The 23,936-nt window shown below is 46.1% G+C and carries 17 protein-coding genes and 1 pseudogene; 13 read left to right on the top strand and 5 right to left on the bottom strand.

What is annotated here, in order from left to right:
• Nucleotides 1–183 precede the first annotated feature (183 nt).
• The 5 genes from KAI37_RS19010 (at nt 184) to KAI37_RS18990 (ending at nt 11,131) form a co-directional block, all read left to right on the top strand.
• Nucleotides 184–6,924, top strand: a complete 6,741-nt coding sequence (locus KAI37_RS19010) for a WIAG-tail domain (protein ID WP_220030024.1) — start codon at nt 184–186, stop codon at nt 6,922–6,924.
• A gap of 157 nt (nt 6,925–7,081) precedes the next feature.
• Nucleotides 7,082–7,588 (top strand): hypothetical protein, encoded by a 507-nt coding sequence (locus KAI37_RS19005; RefSeq protein ID WP_076293888.1) that lies wholly within the window; start codon nt 7,082–7,084, stop codon nt 7,586–7,588.
• 168 nt (nt 7,589–7,756) lie between these two features.
• Nucleotides 7,757–8,467, top strand: coding sequence for a response regulator transcription factor (locus KAI37_RS19000; RefSeq protein WP_023989808.1), 711 nt, complete (start codon nt 7,757–7,759; stop codon nt 8,465–8,467).
• A gap of 2 nt (nt 8,468–8,469) precedes the next feature.
• Nucleotides 8,470–9,849, top strand: coding sequence for a HAMP domain-containing sensor histidine kinase (locus tag KAI37_RS18995; RefSeq protein ID WP_076293890.1), 1,380 nt, complete (start codon nt 8,470–8,472; stop codon nt 9,847–9,849).
• 214 nt (nt 9,850–10,063) lie between these two features.
• Nucleotides 10,064–11,131, top strand: a complete 1,068-nt coding sequence (locus KAI37_RS18990) for an ABC transporter ATP-binding protein (RefSeq protein WP_013311421.1) — start codon at nt 10,064–10,066, stop codon at nt 11,129–11,131.
• 145 nt (nt 11,132–11,276) lie between these two features.
• Here the strand turns inward: KAI37_RS18990 and KAI37_RS18985 are convergent, their stop codons facing one another.
• Entirely contained in the window at nt 11,277–12,560 is a 1,284-nt protein-coding gene (locus tag KAI37_RS18985) for a pectate lyase family protein (RefSeq protein WP_071642335.1), read from the bottom strand.
• 479 nt (nt 12,561–13,039) lie between these two features.
• Between KAI37_RS18985 and KAI37_RS18980 the strand changes: the two genes are divergently transcribed.
• Entirely contained in the window at nt 13,040–13,777 is a 738-nt protein-coding gene (locus KAI37_RS18980) for a cyclase family protein (RefSeq protein ID WP_220030023.1), read from the top strand.
• Between the two features lie 159 nt (nt 13,778–13,936).
• Here the strand turns inward: KAI37_RS18980 and KAI37_RS18975 are convergent, their stop codons facing one another.
• Nucleotides 13,937–14,350 (bottom strand): DUF4183 domain-containing protein, encoded by a 414-nt coding sequence (locus tag KAI37_RS18975; protein WP_071642331.1) that lies wholly within the window; start codon nt 14,348–14,350, stop codon nt 13,937–13,939.
• Between the two features lie 447 nt (nt 14,351–14,797).
• On the opposite strand from KAI37_RS18975, the gene KAI37_RS26645 reads away from it, so the two are divergent.
• Nucleotides 14,798–15,421: a DUF4183 domain-containing protein gene (locus tag KAI37_RS26645; RefSeq protein ID WP_220030022.1), complete on the top strand. Its 624-nt coding sequence runs from the start codon at nt 14,798–14,800 to the stop codon at nt 15,419–15,421.
• A 56-nt stretch (nt 15,422–15,477) separates the two neighbouring features.
• Here KAI37_RS26645 and KAI37_RS26715 read toward each other — a convergent pair.
• A pseudogene (locus KAI37_RS26715) lies at nt 15,478–15,798 on the bottom strand (oxidoreductase); the annotation flags it as partial.
• 237 nt (nt 15,799–16,035) lie between these two features.
• Here KAI37_RS26715 and KAI37_RS18955 point away from each other — a divergent pair.
• Both KAI37_RS18955 and KAI37_RS18950 read left to right on the top strand, forming a co-directional pair.
• Nucleotides 16,036–16,620: a TetR/AcrR family transcriptional regulator gene (locus tag KAI37_RS18955; protein ID WP_071642327.1), complete on the top strand. Its 585-nt coding sequence runs from the start codon at nt 16,036–16,038 to the stop codon at nt 16,618–16,620.
• 74 nt (nt 16,621–16,694) lie between these two features.
• Nucleotides 16,695–17,276, top strand: a complete 582-nt coding sequence (locus KAI37_RS18950) for an NAD(P)H-dependent oxidoreductase (protein ID WP_025723258.1) — start codon at nt 16,695–16,697, stop codon at nt 17,274–17,276.
• Between the two features lie 288 nt (nt 17,277–17,564).
• On the opposite strand, the gene KAI37_RS18945 is transcribed toward KAI37_RS18950, so the two are convergent.
• On the bottom strand, nt 17,565–18,200 hold the full coding sequence (locus tag KAI37_RS18945) for a LysE family translocator (protein ID WP_076293893.1): 636 nt from the start codon (nt 18,198–18,200) through the stop codon (nt 17,565–17,567).
• 300 nt (nt 18,201–18,500) lie between these two features.
• Nucleotides 18,501–19,694 (bottom strand): glycoside hydrolase family 5 protein, encoded by a 1,194-nt coding sequence (locus KAI37_RS18940; RefSeq protein ID WP_220030021.1) that lies wholly within the window; start codon nt 19,692–19,694, stop codon nt 18,501–18,503.
• Between the two features lie 339 nt (nt 19,695–20,033).
• Here KAI37_RS18940 and KAI37_RS18935 point away from each other — a divergent pair, with 339 nt between their 5' ends.
• From KAI37_RS18935 to KAI37_RS18920, 4 genes are all read left to right on the top strand, one after another.
• Complete coding sequence (locus KAI37_RS18935; RefSeq protein WP_220030020.1) at nt 20,034–21,056, top strand: substrate-binding domain-containing protein; 1,023 nt, start codon at nt 20,034–20,036, stop codon at nt 21,054–21,056.
• A 321-nt stretch (nt 21,057–21,377) separates the two neighbouring features.
• Nucleotides 21,378–22,628: a PTS ascorbate transporter subunit IIC gene (locus KAI37_RS18930; protein WP_023989788.1), complete on the top strand. Its 1,251-nt coding sequence runs from the start codon at nt 21,378–21,380 to the stop codon at nt 22,626–22,628.
• An 89-nt stretch (nt 22,629–22,717) separates the two neighbouring features.
• Nucleotides 22,718–23,059 (top strand): cupin domain-containing protein, encoded by a 342-nt coding sequence (locus KAI37_RS18925; protein WP_023989787.1) that lies wholly within the window; start codon nt 22,718–22,720, stop codon nt 23,057–23,059.
• 224 nt (nt 23,060–23,283) lie between these two features.
• Nucleotides 23,284–23,727: a HEAT repeat domain-containing protein gene (locus tag KAI37_RS18920; protein ID WP_013311410.1), complete on the top strand. Its 444-nt coding sequence runs from the start codon at nt 23,284–23,286 to the stop codon at nt 23,725–23,727.
• The last annotated feature ends 209 nt before the right edge of the window (nt 23,728–23,936 follow it).

Raw genomic sequence — 23,936 nt, 5'->3', positions numbered from 1 at the left:
GTAATTCCTCTCTTCTTGTAGCGATCTTCACCCTTACTATTTTAACTTTTAACTATTTTTTTTCAAACGTGGATTTTAGTAAGTATCCTTTTTACCCAAAAGTGTATCCTTGCACGGGGTGGCAAGTGCCTAAGTGCCTGCATATGATGCTGTAACGATAAATATGAGAAGGGAGAGAGTTGCTTGAAGAATAAGAGCCGCAAAACCATAAGAAACAAAAAGCCGCTCTATAGTGTAATTGACCCGGATATGAATGAATTAAGTATGATACATCGCGTGAAGCCACAGCCTGCGGAGAGGGAGACAGAAGCAAGACTTCATCAAGTTGCTTCTCCGCCTCCCCCAACCAAAGAGGAGCCGGAGCTACAGACTATTGTGGAACCTGAAGTCGAGGCTTCGCATGAGACAGAGGTTGAATTTGCGGATGCAGAGGAGACTCAAGTGTCGATGGGGGAACCCCAAGAGCTAGAAGCAGAGCCGGAGCCAGAACCAGAACCAGAACCTGATCCAATCGATGTGGAGGAAATTTTGAGCAATAAGAAGGCTCCGCATGTAAACAACGCTTTCATTTATACAGACGATTTGAGCGATCTCGCTGTAACGGGTGAGAAGATCGCTCCCGCTTCCATAGATTCCAGCAAGCTGAAGCAAGAGAGTATCCACACGGATTCTCTGGCGGATTATGCCGTTCAAACGATTAAGATAGCCGACGGTGCTGTGACTTCTTCGAAGATTGCCCCGGATTCCATTACGGTGGAACATCTGTCGGACGCATCTGTGGCAGGCAGTAAATTGCAGGATCGCTCCATCGGTGGTGAAAAACTTCGAGATGGCAGCATCACTCCAGAAAAGCTGGCTGATAAGATTATCAGCGGCGATCATATTGCGAATGGCTCCATTGAGAGCCGTCACTTCAAGCAATGGATCGTGTCTTCAGACATGCTTCAAGATCAGGCGGTTACCTCTGATAAAATTCGCAGTGGTACGATTCAATCGAACAATTTGGCTAATGAAGCTGTCGATAGCTCCAAGCTGGGCGATCAATCTGTGACCACTTCCAAACTGCGGGATGGGGCTGTGGATGCGGCTAAAATCCAAGCTGGCAGCATTGAGAGTGCACACCTGACCGAGCATGCGGTTCATGCAAGGCATCTGGCCCCCGGTTCGATTAATCGCAAGCAGCTATCCAATGGAATTGTGGGCAAGGAACAATTGGAGGAAGGTGTTGTCAGCGGGCGTCATCTGGAGTCGGAGGCAGTTACCAGTTCGCACATTCAGGCTGGAGCGATTGAAAGAAAGCATCTGAGTCCAGGCTCCATTGGGGAAGAACAGCTTGGAACGGGCCAAGTAACAGCCCGTCACCTGGCGGATCGGAGTATTCAGTCCAATAAACTGGCAGATCAGTCTGTAGGCTCATTGCAAATTGTCGATCAATCCGTCACTTCATCCAAGATATCGGATCAGAGCATATTACCACACAAAATTGCCGATGAGGCGGTACTTACCAGACATATTGCTACAGCAGCCATACAAGGTCCACAAATTTCTCCAGAGGCAGTTTCTTCCTTGCATCTCCAGTCCGAAATCATTCGAAAAGATCATATTGCATCGGAGGCGGTTACGGAGCAACATTTGCATTCCGGGGCTGTGACGAGCGATAAATTAGGGAAGGGAGCAGTTCTGGAACACCATGTGGCGAATCAGGCTGTCAAGGAAAATCACATTGCTTCGAGCGCGATTAAGTCTGACAAAATCGCTGATGAGGCGGTTATAGAAACTAAAATTGGTAAAGGGGCGGTAACCGGAAATAAAATTGCGTCGCAAGCCATTACCCACGTACACATTGCAACGGGAGTAATCCGCGAAAACCACTTTGCCGACAACAGTGTGGGAGGAAAGGCGTTACAGTCTCAATCGGTTGATTCGACCCATTTGGCCCAGAGCTCTGTACAGAGCAAACATCTTGGGGAAGACAGTGTTGGAACCTCGGCTTTGCAAGAACAGTCCGTTACCGCGGACATACTAGGTGAAGGCGCTGTTCAAACCGCGCATTTGGCCGGCGGAGCGGTGTACTCCCATCATTTGCAGGATCATGCTGTTACTTCGCTGAAACTATCGCCGGAGAGTGTGGCCACGGATAAAATCAATGATTTGGCGATTACGGCTCCTAAGTTAGCTGAGGGGAGTGTTACTTCCTCTAAGCTGTCTGCTCGTTCCGTGCAGCCGTGGCATATTACGGATAAAGCGGTGCAGAGTAACCATCTGGCTGTTGAAGCGGTGGAGGCGAATCATCTCGCTCCGGAATCCGTCACCTCTAATCATTTGCAATCTGCATCGGTCCAAACCAAACACCTCGCCCCAGAAAGTGTGTCTGGCCATGCACTTCAGTCTGAAAGCGTCACTTCCGAGAAGTTAGCGGCTCGGGCTGTGCAGGCTTCCAACCTAGCGGAAAATAGCGTGGGCCCTGGACATTTGGCAGCACAGTCTGTACAAACCAAACATTTGGCAGCAGGAGCAATAGACGAAACGATATTAGCCCAGAATGCAGTGAAGTCTGAGCATCTTACAGCAGAATCCGTCCAATCAGAGCACTTGCAAAGCGGGGCTATTCTGGAAGAGCATATTGCACTGCAGGCCATATCAACCGATGCTTTGCAGGATGCATCCGTTACATTCGATAAATTGGCGGATGAGGGTGTGACTTCCTCCAAGCTGTCAGCCCATGCAGTGCAGTCCGAGCATATTATGGACGAAGCTGTACGAAGCAACCACTTGGCTGTGGCCGTTGTGGACTCGACCCATCTAGCATCCGGAGCGGTCACTTCGGTGCACCTACAGGCTTCCTCTGTGCTAACGAGACATTTGGCTCCGGATAGTGTGTCCGGTCGTGCGCTTCAAGCAGAAAGTGTTACCTCGGAAAAGCTGGCGGCGCGTTCGGTACAAGGAATGAACCTTGCGGAAGGCAGTATCGGTCCTTCACATCTATCTGTGCAATCCGTTCACACGCGGCATTTGGCAGCCGGAGCGGTACAGGATCGTGTGCTGGCAGAGGGAGCAGTGAAGTCCGAGCACATTGCCCCGGAATCGATCCAGCCGCGCCATCTGCAAGCTGAAACCATTCAGGGAGAACACATTGCAACCCAGGCCATATCGACTGATGCTTTACAGGATGAGTCCGTAACATCTGACAAACTGGCAGATGAGGGTGTGACTTCCGCCAAGCTATCGGCCCACTCGGTACAGTCGTGGCACATTACAGACGAAGCTGTGCGAGGAAATCATTTGGCAGAAGAGGCCATCCAATCGAGCCATCTGGCGCCGGAATCCGTCACCTCAGCTCACTTGCAGGCTTCGGCAGTGCTCACAGGTCATCTGGCCCCAGAAAGTGTGTCCGGCCGTGCGTTACAAGCGGAAAGCGTCACCTCTGAAAAGCTGGCAGCCCAATCAGTGCAAGGAACGAATCTTGCAGAAGACAGCGTCGGCCCGTCACATCTGTCTGCACAGTCGGTACACGCCCGGCATTTGGCAACTGGCGCAGTACAGGATACAGCGCTGGCAAAGGGAGCAGTGAAGTCGGTACACATTTCCCCGGGGTCGATCCAGTCACATCACCTGCACACTGGAGCCATTCAGGGAGAGCATATCGCATCTGAGGCCATATCGACCGCTGCTTTGCAGGATGCGTCCGTTACGTCCGATAAATTAACGGATGAGGTTGTGACTTCCGCCAAGCTGTCGGTCAACTCGGTACAGCCGTGGCACATTACCGATGAAGCTGTGCAAGCCAATCATTTGACAGCGGAGGCGATCCAGTCAAGTCATCTGGCCTCGGAATCTGTTACCTCTCGTCATTTGCAGGCTTCGGCAGTGCTCACGAGCCATCTGGCGCCGGATAGTGTATCTGGTCGTGCACTACAGGCGGAAAGTGTTACCTCGGAAAAGCTGGCGGCGCGCTCGGTACAAGGGACGAATCTTGCGGAAGGCAGCATCGGCCCCTCACATCTGTCTGCACAGTCCATACACAGCCGGCATCTGGTAGCCGGAGCGGTACAGGATCGAGCGTTGGCAGAGGGAGCAGTGAAATCCGTGCATATCGCCCCGGAATCGATTCAGTCGCACCATCTGCACACTGGAACCATACAGGGAGAGCATCTGGCATCCCAATCGATAACGACTGATGTTTTACAGGATGCGTCCGTTACGTCCGATAAATTGGCGGATGAGAGTGTAATTGCCGCCAAGCTGTCGGCTCATTCGGTGCAGGCGTGGCACATTACAGATGAAGCCGTGCAAGCCAATCATTTGGCAGCAGAGGCCGTTCAGTCGAGCCATCTGGCGCCGGAATCTGTCACTTCAGCCCACTTGCAATCTTCGGCGGTACTTGCGAGCCATCTGGCGCCAGATAGTGTTTCCAGTCGTGTGCTACAAGCGGAAAGCGTCACGTCGGAGAAGCTGGCAGCCCACTCGGTTCAAGGAACGAATCTTGCGGAAGGCAGCGTTGGTCCTTCACATTTGTCCGCCCAGTCGGTACACACCCAGCATTTGGCGAATGGCGCAGTAGAGGATACAGCGCTAGCAGAGGGGGCAGTGAAATCTGTACACATTGCCGCAGAATCAATTCAGTCGCACCATCTGCACATTGGAATCATACAGGGCGAGCATCTGGCACCCCAGTCGATAACGACTGATGTTTTACAGGATGCGTCCGTTACGTCCGATAAATTGGCAGATGAAATCGTGACCGCTGCCAAAATATCTCCACATTCCGTACAGCCATGGCACATTACGGATGAAGCTGTGCAAGCCAATCATTTGGCAGAAGAGACCATCCAGTCGAGCCATCTGGCGCCGGAATCCGTCACCTCAGTCCACTTGCAAGCTTCGGCAGTACTTGCGAGTCATTTGGCGCCAGATAGTGTATCCAGTCGTGCGCTACAAGCGGAGAGCGTCACATCGGAGAAGCTGGCAGCCCACTCGGTGCAAGGAATGAATCTTGCGGAAGGCAGCGTCGGTTCTTCGCATTTGTCCGCCCAGTCGGTACACACCCAGCATTTGGCGAATGGCGCAGTACAGGATACAGCGCTAGCAGAGGGGGCAGTGAAATCCGTGCATATCGCCCCGGAATCGATTCAGTCGCACCATCTGCATACTGGAACCATACAGGGCGAGCATCTGGCACCCCAGTCGATATCGGCTGATGTTTTACAGGATGCGTCCGTTACGTCCGATAAATTGGCGGATGAGAGTGTAATTGCCGCCAAGCTGTCGGCTCATTCGGTGCAGGCGTGGCACATTACGGATGAAGCTGTGCAAGCCAATCATTTGGCAGCAGAGGCCGTTCAGTCGAGCCATCTGGCGCCGGAATCTGTCACTTCAGCCCACTTGCAATCTTCGGCAGTACTTGCGAGCCATCTGGCCCCGGATAGTGTATCCAGTCGTGTGCTACAAGCGGAAAGCGTCACTTCAGAGAAGCTAGCGGCCCACTCGGTTCAAGGAACGAATCTTGCGGAAGGCAGCGTTGGTCCTTCACATTTGTCCGCCCAGTCGGTACACACCCAGCATTTGGCGAATGGCGCAGTAGAGGATACAGCGCTAGCAGAGGGGGCAGTGAAATCTGTACACATTGCCGCAGAATCGATTCAGTCGCACCATCTGCACATTGGAATCATACAGGGCGAGCATCTGGCACCCCAGTCGATAACGACTGATGTTTTACAGGATGCGTCCGTTACGTCCGATAAATTGGCAGATGAAATCGTGACCGCTGCCAAAATATCTCCACATTCCGTACAGCCATGGCACATTACGGATGAAGCCGTGCAAGCCAATCATTTGGCAGAAGAGACCATCCAGTCGAGCCATCTGGCGCCAGAATCCATCACCTCAGCCCACTTGCAATCTTCGGCAGTGATGACCCGGCATATTGCGCCCGGGAGTATATCGGTTCACGCGCTCCAGGCAGGCAGCGTGAACGCTGAGAAGCTTGCGCTTCGGGCGGTGCGTGCTTCGAATCTAGCAGAAGCCAGCGTAAACTCCGTCCATTTGACGGAGCATGCCGTACACGCTCAACATTTGGCCGATGGGGCGATCCAAGGGTCCGCACTGGCAGAAGGCGTGGTGCAGTCCAGGCATATCGCGCTGGATTCAGTCCAGTCGGAGCATCTGCAAGCAGGGGCTATTCAGCCACAGCATGTAGGCTGGCAGGCGGTGGCTGAGGATGCTATACAGGAAGGAGCGGTGACGTCCAGCAAGCTGGCAGATGGAACGGTACAGTCTCGTCATGTGGCTGAGGAGGCTATTGAAAGCCACCACATTGGAGAGGAAGTTATTGATTCGCATCACCTAAAGCCGGGCTCGGTGACACTGGCTCAGCTGTCCACAGATATACATCTCTCGGGACTTTTGCCAGAGGAAGGTGTCAGTGGCGACAGACTTCAGGCAAACAGTATATCTCGCAGCCATCTGAAAGCTCAGGCCGTCGACAGCGAGGTGCTAAGCCCGGAAGCTGTGGGACCAGAGCATCTGCAAGCGGCTGCGGTACAAAGCCATCATGTGGCAGAGCGGAGCATTGAAGGTCATCATCTGGTGGAAGGCTCGGTAGGCTCACGTGAGCTGGAGCTGAACGCAGTGAAGCCGGAGCATTTGAGCATCACTCCGGTCCGTACTTGTGCGAATCAGCCCGCATTACAGCAGTTCGGCAGAGCGCCGTTTCTTTTGAAAGGCAGTGAAGGAGAGACGGAAGTAACCATTGTATTCGGAGAGCCTTTTGTAAACCCGGACTACACGTTGGTAGCGATGACGAACCATCCTCTCTTTCATGCGACGCTGAAATCTCAGACGCCGAATGGAGCAGTGATCGTCGTAACCAAGTGGAACGAAACCGCGCATAACTACGGTATTATTTCCTGGATCGCCATTGGTTAGTGAAGATGGTTATTGTAAAACTCATAGCGTGCAGACTCATGTATTTTCTAAATACAGGGCTGCACGCTTTTTCATATACTTTTCACACATTTGCTCCACAATTATCCCGAATTCTCCTGATAAGCTAAAGATACTTTAAAGGAGAGGTGATTCAATCATGAAAAAATGGACTAAAAATGCAGCAGCCGTATTGACCGTAGTAAGTGTACTGGGAGGAGCAAGCAGCGCATTCGCCGCTACAGCAACAACGACTCCAGCGAGCACTGCACCAGCAATTAAAGCTCCTGCGGTTACAACTCCGGCTACCAAAACACCGGCAAAAGCACCTGTGACGAAAACACCTGTGGTGAAAGCACCCGTTAAAAAAGCTACAACAGATCATAAAACAACAACCAAAGCGAAGAAAGCCCCTGCCAAAAAATCCGTTGCGAAAAAAGTGGCAAGCCACAAAACAAAAGCAGTGAAAGTGCAGCACCGTACAGTTAAACATCATGCAAAAAAACATAATGTTGTCAAACACAAAGCAACAACTCATAAAACTCGTGCACATCATGTCGTAGCTAAAAAAGTGACCCACAAAGCTCCAGTTAAAAAAGCAGTCCCAGCCAAAACAGCTTCAAAAACAGTCAAAACAGCTCCAAAAACAGTAACAACCAAGAAATAAGATTGATATGCAGTTAGCATTCAGCTCGCCTGGCATATACAGCAGCGATTCATGATAAGAAAGACGGGACCGGGAACGGTATACCCGTCTTTTGTCTATTCTGCTGGGCTTCTGTTAAGCTTAAAGAGAGGATGGAAGCATCCAGAACAACGGCAAGGGGTTAAGGTCATGACAAAAATAGTAGTAGTGGATGACGATGTGTTCATTCTGCAATTAATATCTGAATATTTGAAAAAAGAATCCTACGAGGTCACTTCCTTTTCCAGTGGTAAAACACTGGTAGAGCATATCCGTACGAACCGTCCGGATTGTCTCGTTCTTGATATTATGATGCCTGGCATTGATGGGCTTTCTCTATTGACTCAGCTTCGCGAGTTTACGGAAATGCCGATCATTATGATCTCTGCCCGTGGAGAAGAAAACGACCGTATTCACGGGCTGGAGCTGGGATGCAGCGATTTTTTGACCAAGCCCTTTAATCCAAGGGAGTTGGTAGGAAGGGTCAAAGCGATGCTGAGACTGAGCAAGGCCGGAATGTCTGCATCAGACGATAGGCAAGCGGCAGAAAGCGCAGATATATGCCATGCGGGCAATCTGTGTATTTTTGCTGACTTTCGTAAAGTCACAGTGGACGGACAAGAGCTAAATTTGACCTCACGTGAATTCGACCTGCTGTTGTTTCTTGCGAATCATCTGGAAAGACCTTTCGGCAGGGAACATCTGATTCAGCAGGTGTGGAGCTATGATTTTATAGGTGATGTGAGAGTCGTGGATGATCTGGTCAAACGGATTCGTAAAAAGTTAGCTGAGTACCACTCTACGCTCGTCATTAACACCGTATGGGGCTTCGGATATAAAGCAACAGTTCAGGAGTTGTAGCCATGCGTACGATGAGAGCTAAAATACTGCTTTCCCTAACCATCGCCATGCTTATTACCGTCTGTATTACGGTGGTCTTATTCATCAGGCTTATCGACGACATTCTGGTGAATCAGGCCAAATCCAAGCTTCATGAGCAGGCACGCAAAGCCGTCCATATTATGAGTGACGGAGGCTTTGATCGACTGGATAATGCTGAATTTAACTATGTTATCAAGGGCGTGCTTTTATCTGCCGATTACTTTATTTTAAGCACGGATAACCGCATCATCGACTCAAGCGTCTCTGGAATGGAAGGCAAAAAGATCGAGCGTTTGCTTTTGATCCGACAAGGATTTTTTGCATCGGTTCATCCGTCTGCCCAGGATCTGACCGCTACACATGAAGGGGTGGCTGTGCTTCAAGGTAAAAAGGTACTGTTTACGAATGAAGAATTGCCCGGACAACCTTTTCGTATTTTTGTATACTCACCCTTATCTTCTTTGCGAGCACTGTATGTACCGTTAATGAGAACCACATTACTATCTATCATCGCGGGTTTTTTGGTGATTCTCGTCATTGGTCTGATGGTTGTCTCACGTCTGGTGCGTCCGCTCAAACGATTGATGGAGGCGGTAGGCAACTATGAGCCGAATCAGCCGCAGGATAGTGATTTTCCGCAGGCGGATAAAAGTGAGATTGGCGAGCTGATCAGCACCTTTCATTCCATGTCCGCCCGTATTCAGCACCACCACCACGGTCAAATTGAATTTCTGCAAAATGTATCTCACGAGCTAAGGACACCGTTAATGTCCATTCAAGGCTATGTATATGCCATTCAGGATCAAGTGGTATCCCAGGACGAGGGGCTGAGTATCATCAAAGTGCAGTCCCAGCGGTTAATTGATATGGTGGAAAAGCTGCTGCAGCTATCGAGGCTTGAGGCGCTGAATGAAGAATGGCCTGTCTCTCTGGTTGATCTTAGAAGCATGGCGGAGGATGCTGTTCATCTATTGATGCCAGTGGCTGCTGAACGTTCTATCTCGCTCCGAGTGGAGGGAGAGGGCCTGCATGTGGCCGTTCCGGCCGAGCAATTGTTCCGTATGATATTGAATTTGTTGCAAAATGCAGTTCGGCACACCTCTACGGAGGTTGTCATTCATTTGGAGACAGGGACAACACCGGAGGTTGTATGGGTTATGCACGTGGATGATGATGGGGAAGGGCTGACCGAACAAGAGGCAGCTGAGGTATTTGGAAGATTCTATGCGGGCTCGAATGGTGCCACAGGTCTTGGATTGGCTATTTGTCGTCAAATTGCTACCCGATTGAATGGAGAACTACTCTGCACACGTTCGCCATTGGGTGGAGCACGCTTCAGCTACATCCAGCGCATGTTATAAATGAGTACAGAAATGGTTAAAAATGATCGTTTTTTCGGACAAACATTCCATTTATATAACATGATATGAGAGGTTTTTGATGATATTTTAGATATAGCTTGACTGGTAGGTACTAAACTGAGTAAAATTAATCGTATATACCTTGACTCATGGACGTCGTTTTTTTAGATAGTGGTCAATAATAGTGATGAATAATAAATGAAAGAGTGATGAGATGAACCGCCTTTTGGAAGTGAAGGACTTAACGATATCTTTCAAGACCCGCCAGGGACTAGTGCAGGCCATTCGTGGCGTAAACTTTCATGTCAATAAAGGAGAGACGCTGGCGATTGTGGGTGAATCCGGCTCAGGCAAAAGCGTAACCTCACAAGCTGTTATGAAGTTGATTCCGACCCCTCCAGGCATTTATCAAAAGGGTCAAATTATGTTTGACGGACAAGAGCTAATTAATAAAACAGAGAAGCAGATGCAAAAAATTCGTGGTAAGGAAATTGGCCTGATTTCTCAGGACCCAATGACTTCGCTTAACCCGACGATGAAAGTGGGCAAGCAGATCACGGAAGTGCTTTTCAAGCATGAAAAAATATCCAAAGATGCTGCTCGCAAGCGGGGTATTGAGTTGCTGAATCTGGTAGGTATTCCACATCCTGAACAGCGTTTTAACCAATATCCGCATGAATTTAGTGGCGGTATGCGTCAACGTGTCGTTATTGCGATGGCATTGGCTGCTAATCCGAAACTTCTGATTGCCGATGAGCCGACGACTGCGTTGGACGTAACGATTCAAGCTCAAATTTTGGAGCTGATGAAGGATCTTCAGAAAAAGATCGATACTTCCATCATCTTTATTACTCATGACCTCGGTGTTGTGGCGAAGATGGCTGATCGCGTTGCCGTTATGTACGCAGGACAAATCGTGGAAACAGGTACGGTTAATGAAATTTTCTATAACCCGAAACATCCATATACATGGGGCCTTCTCGCTTCTATGCCAAGTTTGGACAGCCATGGTCAGAAGCTGGCAGCTATCCCGGGAACACCTCCGGATCTGCTTCACCCACCTGTAGGGGATGCTTTTGCAGCCCGTAGTTCTTATGCTATGAAAATTGACTTTGAGAAAGAGCCTCCACTCTTTCAATTATCCGATACGCACTTTGTGAAATCATGGTTGCTGCATCCAGATGCGCCTGCGGTTGAGCCACCAGAAGCGGTAAAGGCTAAACTTCGCAAGCTGGATAACGCATTTGAAAAGCCGGTTTTGGTAGAACAATACGGCAGTTAAGGCGTGTTATATTTGTAATTAAACAAATGAAAAATAAAAAAAGGCTGTTCTCTCCGTGTGGAATTATTCTACGGAGGAAACAGCCTTTTTGGTGTAAAACCGCAGGTTGTATGCGCCTGTGGTTATTTGTGTTAGCGGGCAGTGTTTACAGCTTACCGGAACCGGCTTGGGAAGTGACTTCTGCCTTCACACTGGCGGATGGGGAAATTTTATCGTTCAGCGATGGTTTCCAGCCTACAGAGGAGCTAAGACCCGCGCTGGAGCCTGCGTTAACAGCTTGTCCATTCAGGATTGTGCCCGTATCTGACAGGGCAGTTCCTCCAAAGACAGTCACGATTTTAGCTGCAGATAAACCGGCAACGTCAATGACATTGTTTTCGGCGAAGATTTTGGAGGATTTGCCTGCGCCCCATATATACAGTGAAGGATATTCGGAGCGTTTTACATCACCAGTATAGTAATTGTTGTACAGATGGACTTGTCCATACCGCACGCGTGGTGTGCGTTGTACCGTGTTTTCATAATAATTGTGGTGTAGGGTTACACGTAAAGTCCCTTCATCTGCTGTTTTACTGTCGCTGTTGCCAATAATCGATGATTTATCATGATCGTAAAAATGATTGTAAGAAACCGTAACGAGATCGCCTTGGTTAATAACATCGAGAAGTCCATCATGATGCTGGTATTCTTGGCCGTAAAAGGTGCCATTTTGGCTATCGGGGTGAGACCCATCATTGAAGGTATTGTGGTCTACCCATACATGTGTGGCGCCGTTAACTGTAATGCTGTCATATTCCGAATTCCAATTGCCTGTACTGCCGTCCGTTGGGTCCCATTGAGGAAAATAATCGTAGGCATCCTGGAATTCGATATTACGGATAATAACGTTGTCTGTCCCTTTTTTTAGTTGGAAGTTTGCGCCATTAATGACCGCGTCGCTTCCCAGACCGACAATCGTAGTATTGGACGGAATTTCAATGACGACACGACTGGCCTGATTTTTTTGTGAAGCCTCACGTGCCTTTTCCAATGTGCCAGACGGGGCCTTTTTACCCCATGTGGACGGGTCATACGCTTTGAGGTAGGCGTCAAACTCATATTTAGAGTCCTTGTAGTCGTTCAATCCTAACGGTTTATTATTGTCATCGACGTTGGCATTGATCGTGCCTTTGACATAAATAATTTTAGGTGTTGTGTTGCTGCTTTTGCCTAAGGCATCAACTAATTGCTTGCGATTCGTTACGGTGAAAATATTGGAAGAAGAGGCTGCAGCTCCGCCCGTTGTGCCTGTAGAAAAAGCTGCCCATCCGTTTTTGCTGCCAAGCGTTTCTTTACCAATATCGCTGGCTGCATGAGCAGGTGCACCAAGAGGGGACAGGGTAGTGAACAGCAGAGCTGCCGCGATTCCGAGTGAAAATCTCTTTTTCATAAAATACCTCCGTATATTGGATTAATGGAGTAGACGAACGAAGGGAGTCCCGGGTGCTCCTGTGGTTTCTACATTTTCTATCATACTTTGTGTTCCAGTATTTGTTAATATAATAAAAGTTACATACTAAAATTTTTGTCGAATTTTTTATATAATTCAATAGACCCCTTCTTTTTCCAATCAAGACGTATATGTAATAATGAAAACGTTAACAATCACACGGAATAGGAAATGTATATATGAATATATGGAATTGATTTTGTATTTTTATCAGAATGTTAACGATTTCATTCTAAAAGGAGGGATATCCAATGTTAAGAAATCGCTCATTTCATCGTAGACGGGAGGGTAGCTTCTTCGTCCATACGGTCGCACAAAATAGATTTTGTCTATATATTAGAATAGCAGATCGATTTATAGATTTTTGAAGAATCCTCAGGTAAAATGGCTTGTAATAAAGCTGAGGAGGAATGGGCATCATGGCAGAGCATTTAGCAGATATCTTGAAGTTGTTGAAGCAAAAAGAGTGGGTGGATTTGTCCCACGCTTTTTATCCTGAAATCCCTCATTTTCCAGTATTCGATAATGTTCAGGTGGATACCCTGTTTACCCACGATGATGGCTTTTTTGTAAAACAATACTGCTTTCCCGGTCAGTATGGGACTCATATTGACGCACCCGTTCATTTTGTGAAGGGCAAACGGTACTTGCATGAGCTTTCGTTGAAGGAGCTGGTTTTGCCGCTAGTTGTCATAGACCGTTCAGCAGCCGTTGCAGATAATTCTGACTATGAACTTACGGTTGCGGATATTTTGGACTTTGAGAAAGAGCATGGACGCATTGCTGATCAGTCCTTTGTAGCTTTTCGCAGTGATTGGAGCAACCGTTGGCCTGATTCAGATGCCTTCTCAAACAAGGACGACGCCGGAGATGCACACTGTCCGGGCTGGTCGCTGGAAGCGCTACGCTTTTTGGTAGAAGAACGGAATGCGGCTGCCATTGGACATGAAACACTAGATACCGATTCCTCTGTAGCTTATCGCAAAGCTGGCAAGCTGGTAGGGGAATATTACATATTGGAGCAGGATCGGTATCAAGTTGAGGTGCTGACGAATTTGGACAAGCTGCCCCCGACGGGCGCGGTCATATATAATATCGTTCCCAGCATTCAAGATTCCCCTGGATTTCCGGTGCGTTCCTTTGCTATTTTGCCTTAATCATACAGTATCCAGTCATTTGAAAACGATTATATAATCATCTTGAACTTAAAAGACCGATTCAGATATTGACATCTGAATCGGTCTTTTCTAGCTTTTACGGGGTAATGTACATCGGGCTTGAATGTTCAATCCGTCAGACTTAAAATGTGAAACGTCTCAACTGGTAATAGTAATGGTAGGAGCAGAGATGGTAGGTTGGGTTGAGATGGTAGAGGCTGTGCCGCTAAAATTTGATATTTCGATAATAACCGGAACACCTACTGAAATATCAGTGGAGTCAATGACCAGACTTGTTGTGCTTAGGGTGAATAAGGAGCTTTGCTGAACAAGTCCATTAACAGAATAACTAGAAGTATCATTAGCCGTTAATGTCGGTAAATTAACAACCGGAGCATTGGCGTCATCTACAAAGCTTGCAGCAGGAATGGTTGTTACTGTTGCTCCGATCATCCCGGCGGTAATCGTTGCGAAAAAACGAGTGGTGGTTGGGGTTACGGTCGTGGTTACAGCACCACCTGTTGACACTGGAGCAGTAGCCACTGCTGTAAAAACGGGTTTTACGATAGGCATCGTTCTCACCTCCTTTCGTTGTGGGGAAGAGCCATTCGCTGGCTCTTAATCAATAAATGATTTTTCAACCTATTCGGAAACGGCTTAATAACCTTTCTATTAATAATAGGGTAAATGGGGAAGGCCCTATTTTGCTACAAATATAGATAGAAGAGAATATTTGGAATCTGAGGGTTACAAATGCCTAAAACCCTAAAGGAGGATGTGCATACACTACATAAATAAGCATGTGAGAAGGAGGTGTATACGGCTGGTATGAGGAGACGCGATTCATCACTAAGGAGGCTAGGAAAGAGGACCATACATTACAAGATCAACAAACGTAAAAAGTGTAAAACAAGTTATTCATTCAAAGGTAGAACAAAAACGGGGTTCCATCCCAAAAAGCATCCAAAGCTAATCATGCAACGGCAGTGTAGAAATACTCCTAGCAAGCGGAGGAGGAGCATGAGCCAGACGGGAAAGCGAGCTGCACCGGGTTCGGCAGGAGCACAAGGCATTCCCGGTTTGACAGGGGTACAAGGTATTCCAGGTTTAGCAGGAGCCCAAGGCATGCCGGGAACTGCGGGAACACCGGGAGTCCAAGGAATACCAGGAATACAGGGTCCAGCAGGAACACGGGGAGCGACAGGAGTGCCAGGTCCGGCTGGAGTCCAAGGTAGTTCAGGTGCAACAGGTGCACCTGGCCCTACTGGAGCACAGGGCATAGCGGGCCCTACTGGAGCCCAAGGTATAACAGGCCCAACCGGTCCGGCAGCTGACATTTCAAATATTGAAATTATACCCATAGCTGAGCGGTATTTTTATTTTGCACCTGCTACAATTGAATCTTCAATCACGATTATGGCGGATCAATTTTCTGTAGATGGTGTACAGGGGGCCTTTCAGCGTTTTAATGTCGGAAGCAACAGTTATGCCAATCTATACATTAATGGAATGATACAAGAAAGCACATTGTATAGCCTAACACCTTCATCGCTGACGATTCGCCTTAACGAAGGAGAGGCAATTCTCTCCGGCACACCTATTATTGTGGAAATTGTCCAATTTAGTGTGCGATCCAGTGGATGATACTGTTTGCGGTGAGGTAACCCAGAGGCAGATATAGCTGTTTCTTGGGGCAACGAGCCTTTGCGTCCGACATGCCAAAGCTGAAGACCGGCTTTGGAGCCTTGGTCATGGATGGCTTGCACGACTTTTTGCAGCGGGGAAATGTGCTCGTCGCTCCATATGCCAAGACTGCCTGAGTCTTTTCCCTGCTGGGTGACTGCATGCACCTCAAGCATAATTAGTCCCACCTATCCTAGCGCCCGAGCACCATAATGCAGCGTATGCCAATCGGTTGCTTTTCCGTCTTCAGCAGCTGAGACGGTACCCATTGGAGACATCATAATCCGGTTTTTTAGCTCTACATCGTGTATTTGAAGGGGTTGAAACAGTAAGCTCATTGGGTTCACTCCTCTTTATTTACGGTTCAGAACACCCGTTTTTATTCGGTTACATATCTATTTTATATGAATAAAATGTGGTGATAAACGTATTGTTTAAGGTGTTCATGATCATTTGCTTATAAAAACATGTTATTTTAGGTTGAATCCAATATATTTTAAATGGAGATATGAAGACCGAATGAGCCTGCATAAATATAATTTGCACTTTAGTTAGTTATCGCTTACTATAAGCTTATGAATAAGAAAACACATGTAGACAGCAAAAAGAAAGATATTCTGCAGGCAGCAATGCGCTTATTTGCAACCAAAGGAATTGACGGGATTTCAGTCAAAGAAATTGGAGAGGCTGCTGGTGTGACGGATGCCGCGATTTATAAGCATTTTAAGAGTAAAGATGCGATGGCCTTGGAAGTATTCGGGCAGTATTGTAATAGCTACACCACATTAATTGACTTCTATCGCAAGCAGAGTGGGAACTTCGTTAGTCGTTTCCATCAACTGGTGGATGAAGTGCTGGATATGCATGACGAGGACCAGTATGGTTTGCTTCTACTATCACAGCATCATGAGCTGTATGTTGAAGCAAGCCAGAGCCAGAATGTGCGTCAGCCGCTGGAGGCGTTGACTGAATTCATCGAACAGGGGATTCAACAAGGTGAACTGCCGAAGCAGGATGCTCTGCTATCCGGTGTGCTCATCATTGGAGCCATTACACGCTTGTCCGTGTCCAGTCTGGAAGGTGAACTTCCACAGCAGTTGGTTCCATTTGCAGCAGAGGTCAAACAACGTTTAACTGCTTTATTAAGTAAAGGTCAGTAGTGACCTTTTCTTTTTAAATATAAAGTTAGTGTATTCTAACTAAAATCATAATATGAAGGTAGGAAGTGGTTTATATGTCTAAAAAAATATTGGTGATTCAAGGGAATCCGGTCGCTGGCAGTTATGGGGAAGCGCTGGCTCAATCCTATGTAAAAGGAGCGAAGGCTGCAGGGGCGGAGGTTCGTTTGTTGCAGCTATCCGCGTTGGACTTTAATCCAAATCTATTAGGTGGATATCGTAATAAATTACCGCTGGAACCTGATTTGATCCAAGCACAGGAGTCGATTAAATGGGCAGAACATCTCGTTTTTGTCTTTCCGATCTGGTGGGGCAGCTTGCCTGCATTAATGAAAGGATTCATTGACCGTACCTTTATGCCGGGATTTGCGTTTAAGTATCAAAAAGGAAAACCCCTGCCTGACAAGCTTCTAAAAGGAAGAACGGCCCGCCTCATTACAACGATGGACGGTCCGCATTGGTACTACCGATTTTTCCAGGGACAGCCTGGACATCGGATGATGAAGGATTCCACGCTGCATCTATGTGGTGTCAAACCGGTGCATTCTACTGCGATTGATCTCATGAATAAATTATCGGATCAGCAGCGCAACGATTGGCTGAGCAAGGTGGAGCAGCTGGGGCGAAACATGAGCTAGGTTTTCAACTGCCTGCCCCAAATTCATTGACCTACAGGTAAATCATGGTGGTATCTGATCATAATTGACCTGCGAAAAGGAAAAAGACCACAATGGGAGCAACTGGCTCGCATTGTGGTGTTCGGAATAGCTCATGTTTGCAATCAACGTTATGTAAATATCGATGCAACGATTAAAATAAATCCGATCGCTAGGCCGGCAGGGCCCCAATAATGCATGGGGATAAAAAACAGACTGTAATTCAAAAACGTTCCTGTTAGTGGAACATTTGAGAACAATTATTCAGGTTTATTGAGGAGCCTTTGTTCGAAGAAGATTTAATCCTAATCCGATGAAGATTATCCCGGTTATTTTGTTTAAATAGCTGCTAAGCCTTTGGTTGACTTTTATTTTATGGGTAATGTAAGAGGAAAAATAGGCAATAAATAAGCACCATAACAATCCGGTGAACGAAAATGTAAGTCCTAAAATGATAAATGGAATGGGCCCAGAAGCCTTTGTATCAATAAATTGTGGAAGAAAGGCAATGAAAAACAAAGAAACCTTGGGATTCGTAAGACTGGTCAACATCCCTTGTAGATATGTTTTTCTATTGCTGTGTTGTTTATTGGATTCAGATGCTCTAAAACTTGCATTTGTTTTATCTAATAGCATTCTAACCCCTAGATAAACTAAATAAATAACTCCAATTATTTTAATCATGTTGAACACGATAATTGACTTTGTAAGTATAATTGATAAACCAAAAGCAACTAACAACGTATGGATCAATGAACCACTAATGATACCGAAAACAGAATACATACCGGCTTTTCTCCCTTGCGCAATGCTTTTCCCAATTATATACATTGTGTCTGCACCAGGAATTAGATTTAGGAGGATTCCAGTAAGCAAAAATACTTCATAATTTACGATTCCAAACATTTTTTGAGCACCACCTCTTCATTATGAAATACATTAAAAGGTAATAATAATTTAGTAAATAGCTCATTGTCAATCATCAATATCTGTTATACGTATGTGTAAGTTTACCTAAAAAAACCGCTTTTCCCCCTCCATAGGTCTGGCATGACCTGATCCTGAAGGGGGGAAAGCGGCTTTTACAATGAGTATACTACGTAGTTACTCATTCACGATAATCAGCAAAAAACATGGGCAGCCTGTCCTGTGTCAAATGCCCAAAGGATGGGCCGTTGTCATATAACCGCGGAGCAGGCGACAGGCTTATTCGGCGGTTGCTTTCGCTTGTTCCGCTACAAAAATAACAGGTTTCATAATCCGGCTCAGCATATCTTGCTTCGGACGATTCCAGGTAACCCAGTCATCCAGTAGCAGACCGCCTGTGTCGCCGCTATTCGGATTCAGGGACCAGTACGTAAAGTACAGGTTGTTGGCACCAATATAGTCTACGAGTGCATTTTGCCATTTACCCTCAGTAGTAGACAAATCAACATTACGACCGCCGAATTCACCGACCAGTACCGGAGCTATGTTTTGCTTGCTGATGTAGCCCCAGGTTTGATCCCAGATCGCTGGCAGGTTGGACGGGAAGGACGAGTCGTTGAACCATGGCTGCGAAGACACACCAGGGCCGTAATCATGAGGAGAATATACGACACGGTTCGGTACGTCCAGAACGACAGGATAGTTGGCTACACCTGTCAGGTTGCCACCCCACCAGTATTGGCTATTGTTGCCTTGTACATTGTGGTCTACACCTTCTACGAGAATTAGCCAATTCGGATTCACGGACAGAATCGCATTCCCTGCACGTTGTGCCGCCAGACGCCAGTCTGTGGAGGTATTGCCTGTACCCCAGCTTGCTTGCCCGTGTGGCTCGTTGTGCAAATCCGCACCAATGACGGTGGGGTTGTTTTTATAACGGTCAGCTAACATTTTCCAGTCACTAATCCAGCGAGACTCAGGGTACTGGGATGTGTACCACAGCTCGGATTGCCCACCTGAGTCTGGACGGTGACGGTCAAGGATAATCTGAATACCGCGTTGTCCAGCTTTTTCGATCAGCTTGTCCATAATTTGAATCGGAGTTAATCCGACCAGATCAGGGTTTTTGTGGTAATCAATACTGTCTGGACGGGAACTGGAATCGAATAACTGATTGCTGTAAGGCAGACGAATCAGATTGTAGCCTTCTTTCTTCACCTGATCTAGCATGTCGTCCATTGAGCGGCTCCATAGTCCATGCAAGGTGTAATTAGGAGTTTCCAGACCGAACCAGTTCAGGCCGTTAAATGCCGCTTCTTTCCCGGATTCGTCTACAATCTTGTTTCCTTGGGTGTGATAATATCCTTTCACACTGGCTGCATCTACTGAAGCGGGAGTATAGCCATACAGTGTGAAGCCCATTACGAGGGAGGTAATGACGAAAAATGTTTTTTTCAGTCCTTTTTTCTTCATAATTCTGCTTCCTCCTTTATTTAAAAGAAATTGCAACCGATTACATTATCATTTTATGTTCAAATCTTCCATCAAACAAGTTCATAAAATTCGTATAATTCTAAGATTTCGTTCGAATTCAATAGATTCGTAACAACGGATGGTTAAGCTAAGTATCCAGCTTTTGTGGGAGTGGTTGTTTAGGGGCTGGAGGGCACGCTCTAACTCCTCATTTATTATATTTTCCTGCTGTAAAAGAAGGTATATAATAAAGTGAAATTCACTTTACACACAGGTTGCAGAATATATATATTTGAAAATTAATACACCTGACATGCAGAAAAGGAAAGGAGGGTAATTATGGTAACAACGATGAAGGAAGTTGCAGAACGTGCTGGGGTGTCGAAGAGTACAGTTTCGCAGTTTCTGCAAAAGAGATACAACTATATGAGTGAAAACACCAAGAAGAAGATCGAGCAAGCGATTGAGGATCTCAGTTATATACCTAATGAGGTGGCACGTAGTCTCAAGCAGAAGAAGACCTTTATTGTGGGGGTTATTTCTTCAACCATTTTATCGAGATTTACAACAGAAGTCGTGCGTGCCATTGAAGATGAATGCCAACTTGAAAATGTCCAGGTCATTGTCTGCAATACCGATGATGATTCGCTCAAAGAGAAAAAGTATGTCCAGTCGATGATTGCTCGGCAAGTGGATGGACTTATCATTTTCCCGACGGAAGAGAACAAGAAATTATATGTTTCCCTTGTCAAAAATGGCTATCCTTTCGTGTTTGTGGACCGAAAAATCGATGAAATCAGCGTAGACACAGTGCTGTTGAATAATGAAAAGGCCAGCGAGCTTGCGGTTGAAGCACTCATTGAGCATGGTCATAACAACATTGGGATTATCACGTTCCCCTTAGGCAAAAAAGCAATCACTACACGAAGTGAGCGGCTGTCAGGTTATCGAAATACGTTGGGCAAACATGACATATCAGTGAATGAAAACTATATCAAAAGCGGCAGGTTGGATGAAATGCCTAATCTGATTGGACAACTATTCCACATGGAGCATCCGCCCACCGCAATCATTGCTACTAATGATATGATTTTGGAGCAGGTGCTGATTTATGCAAAAAATAATCATCTGACCATACCTAATGACTTTTCCTTGATTGGCATAGATGATGTATCCTTTGCATCTTTTTATAATCCGCCGATCACAACCGTTTCCCAGCCGAGTTTTGAAATGGGGAAAAGAAGTGCGAGGTTACTGCTGGAGAAAATTGATCAAAAAGAACAGGATCATGAGGAGCTGTCAGAAATCATCCGAATGAATCCGGTCATTAACCACAGAGAATCTGTCCAAAAACTGAACTGAATGATTGAATAAGTCCTTTTCATCTTTTTGAAAACGTTTTTATAAATTCTATTGTAAAAAGAAAATAAAGAGCTATAATGATCTTATGATTCGAGTCATGAATACCCTTTCATTTATGTATGTCCTGAATTTAGTGATGATTGCGATTGAAGAGAGGGGAGGAATGAAGCTTAAACGAATAATGTGTGGAGTAAGTTGTGAATTGATTCACAAAAAATGATTCTGCTTCTTTTTACATTCCCGAGAGGGAAATTTTTTTCGAGTATTACTAAATCGATTTAGTAAGAATGGAAAATAAATAAAAGAAAGTCGGAGATCACTATGGAAATGTTTATGAGCATTATCAGAGAGCCATCCATCATTATCGCGATTGTGACATTACTCGGCCTTATATTCCAAAGGAAGAAAGTATCAGAGATCATTACGGGAACTACCCTTTCTTTTATGGGTTTCACCATGATCAAGGTCGGCGGCGGAATTTTAGGTGGTGTTCTCACTAACTTCAGCCAAATTTTTTCTTATGCGTTCAACCTTAAAGGTGTCGTACCAAGCAATGAAGCCATTATGGCACTGACCATTGATCAGATCGGGGCGGATGCTGCGCTCATTCTGCTCTTTTCCATGATCCTTAACATCGTGCTTGCACGCCTGACCAAGTTCAAGTACATTTATTTGTCTCTTCACTTGATTTTGTTTATGAGCTTTGCCGCTACAGCCGTTATGAAAGGTCTGGGTCTCAGTTCGCTAACTACGATCATCGTCGGTTCTTTGGTAATTGGGAGCTATATGGCGGTGTTTCCTTACCTACTCCGGAATGCCAGCAAAAACATTATTAAATCGGATGAATATACGATTGCTCATGCTTCCATGACCTCTTACATTCTAGGTACCTATTTAGGGAAAGTTTTTGGCAACCGTGAAAATGACACCGAAAATGTAAAAATTAATGACCGCATCAGTTTTTTGCGCGACCCCAATGTTGCAACGACCTTGACGATGCTTGTGCTTTTACTGGTATCTGGACTGGTTGCTGGTTCTGATTATGTCAGCAAATTATCGGATGGCAAAGAATATATCGTCTTCATCCTCGAACAGTCAGCTATTTTTGCTGCCGGCTTGTATATCGCAAAAGCAGGTGTTAAGTTGTTCACAACTGAAATTGTACCCGCTTTCAAAGGTTTCTCCCAAGTGTTCGCACCTGGAGCAATCCCTGGTGTGGATGTTCTGGTACTGTTCGACAAATCACCCAATTCCGCGTTGGTAGGCTTCTTGGTTAGCTTCTTCACAGGCGTAGCCTGCGTCTTTCTTTTCCCGTTTATCGGATTGCCTGTCATTGTGCCAGGGATCATGGCCTGTTTCCTCGCTGGTGGTGCAGCCGCGATATTTGGCAATTCCAGCGGTGGTTTCAGAGGAGCTGTTATTTCCAGTTGTCTTAATGGATTCTTGCTCTGTCTGCTGCCGGCTCTCACCTTGCCGCTCTTTTCTTTTTTGGGTGCCGAAGGGGTAACGTTCGCCGATCCCGACTTTACTACTCTTTCTGGAGTACTTTGGCTTATTTTTCGCTGGTTTTAAACTAAATCGATTTATGAATTTTTTCAAAATAACTTATCTAAATCATTTGCGTCTAAATCATTTGTGCTTAAAAAGAGGAGGAACTATCCATGTTTTTTAACGATCAAGATATTCAAATTGATATCGTTGACAGTAATACCACCCGAAAAGTGTTGGCCCACAGTGACCAGCTTATGTATGTCAAAGTGATGTTTGCTAAAGCCCAAACAGGGGAGATTCTGTTGCATAAGCATGTCCATGAACAAGTCACTTATGTAATAAAGGGAAGCTTTAAGTTCATGATCGATAATGGCGAAACAAAGGAAGTGCAGACTGTCAAAGAAGGAGACAGCATCCATTTTCCATCCGATACTCTTCATGGCTGTATCCCACTGGAGGATGGCGGTATTCTGTTAGATGCATTTACACCAGCACGTGCAGATTTTCTGTAAATTCCCCTTTCAAAATACGGTTTATCTACCCAGATATCTGGAGGAATTCACGATGCTTTTCAGCGGCAGACAACAGAGGCGAATGAACGCCTTCTGGCCATGTCATGTCCGATACATTTCTTTTTATCTTTTTTTAGAAGAAGACCTGCAAGTATGTTATATTTAACAAACGGCAATCGTGATGAACAGTAATATAGTGATTTTTAGAAAAGGATGAGATTATTTTGGAAAACAACGAAACTCAGCAAGAATTTGCAGAAGTATATGAGCAGCTTAAAGTAGCTGCAAACCGAACCTCCGATTGGAAAACACGCCTAGCCGCGGTAAATGATCTGGGTGCATGGAAGAACCAGCAGACGATTGACTTGCTGACACACCGTTTGAATAATGATACGGTATATGCCGTTCAGGAAGCCGCTTACCGCAGACTTCAGGAATGGGGCGAGAATGTACAGCCACCTGTGCGCAAAGAGGGTGAGCTTGTTAAGGGCCTGACGAAGATTCTGGTGCGGATTAAAAAAAGCTTGCCAGCCGACCATACCTATAACGATTTTCGCGAGAAGCTGCACAAGATGAGAGTCGATATTTATGACATCTATGAAGGCGACAAGGGTGCTGAATTTGATCAGTGGCTGGAGCAAAAATGGGCTTCGTTATCCACAAGATAAGATAATGTCTGAACCCTGTAATTGAATGTATTTTTAAGGATTGTTGCTGGTGATACAGACAGAGCCTTAACAAGGATAAGGGATTATCTTTGTTAAGGTTTTTTATCTTGTTCTCCTTAAGAATCATGTCCTTTATCTTTATGCCACTGTATATATACTTCAGCAATATGGTACGATGGGATCGGATTATTTTAGTGTGTACATGGGAG

It is taken from the genome of Paenibacillus sp. S25 (assembly GCF_019454085.1).
In the GTDB taxonomy this organism is placed as follows: Bacteria; Bacillota; Bacilli; order Paenibacillales; family Paenibacillaceae; genus Paenibacillus; species Paenibacillus polymyxa_B.
The sequence above is the reverse complement of the archived record's forward strand: the minus strand, read 5'-3'. Positions and strand labels throughout refer to the sequence as shown.

Coding starts and splice junctions, on each gene's coding strand:
- KAI37_RS19005 (WP_076293888.1), top strand. CDS start 7,082: ATGAAAAAATGGACTAAAAATGCAGCAGCCGTATTGACCGTAGTAAGT.
- KAI37_RS19000 (WP_023989808.1), top strand. CDS start 7,757: ATGACAAAAATAGTAGTAGTGGATGACGATGTGTTCATTCTGCAATTA.
- KAI37_RS18995 (WP_076293890.1), top strand. CDS start 8,470: ATGCGTACGATGAGAGCTAAAATACTGCTTTCCCTAACCATCGCCATG.
- KAI37_RS18990 (WP_013311421.1), top strand. CDS start 10,064: ATGAACCGCCTTTTGGAAGTGAAGGACTTAACGATATCTTTCAAGACC.
- KAI37_RS18985 (WP_071642335.1), bottom strand. CDS start 12,560: ATGAAAAAGAGATTTTCACTCGGAATCGCGGCAGCTCTGCTGTTCACT.
- KAI37_RS18980 (WP_220030023.1), top strand. CDS start 13,040: ATGGCAGAGCATTTAGCAGATATCTTGAAGTTGTTGAAGCAAAAAGAG.
- KAI37_RS18975 (WP_071642331.1), bottom strand. CDS start 14,350: ATGCCTATCGTAAAACCCGTTTTTACAGCAGTGGCTACTGCTCCAGTG.
- KAI37_RS26645 (WP_220030022.1), top strand. CDS start 14,798: ATGAGCCAGACGGGAAAGCGAGCTGCACCGGGTTCGGCAGGAGCACAA.
- KAI37_RS18955 (WP_071642327.1), top strand. CDS start 16,036: ATGAATAAGAAAACACATGTAGACAGCAAAAAGAAAGATATTCTGCAG.
- KAI37_RS18950 (WP_025723258.1), top strand. CDS start 16,695: ATGTCTAAAAAAATATTGGTGATTCAAGGGAATCCGGTCGCTGGCAGT.
- KAI37_RS18945 (WP_076293893.1), bottom strand. CDS start 18,200: ATGTTTGGAATCGTAAATTATGAAGTATTTTTGCTTACTGGAATCCTC.
- KAI37_RS18940 (WP_220030021.1), bottom strand. CDS start 19,694: ATGAAGAAAAAAGGACTGAAAAAAACATTTTTCGTCATTACCTCCCTC.
- KAI37_RS18935 (WP_220030020.1), top strand. CDS start 20,034: ATGGTAACAACGATGAAGGAAGTTGCAGAACGTGCTGGGGTGTCGAAG.
- KAI37_RS18930 (WP_023989788.1), top strand. CDS start 21,378: ATGGAAATGTTTATGAGCATTATCAGAGAGCCATCCATCATTATCGCG.
- KAI37_RS18925 (WP_023989787.1), top strand. CDS start 22,718: ATGTTTTTTAACGATCAAGATATTCAAATTGATATCGTTGACAGTAAT.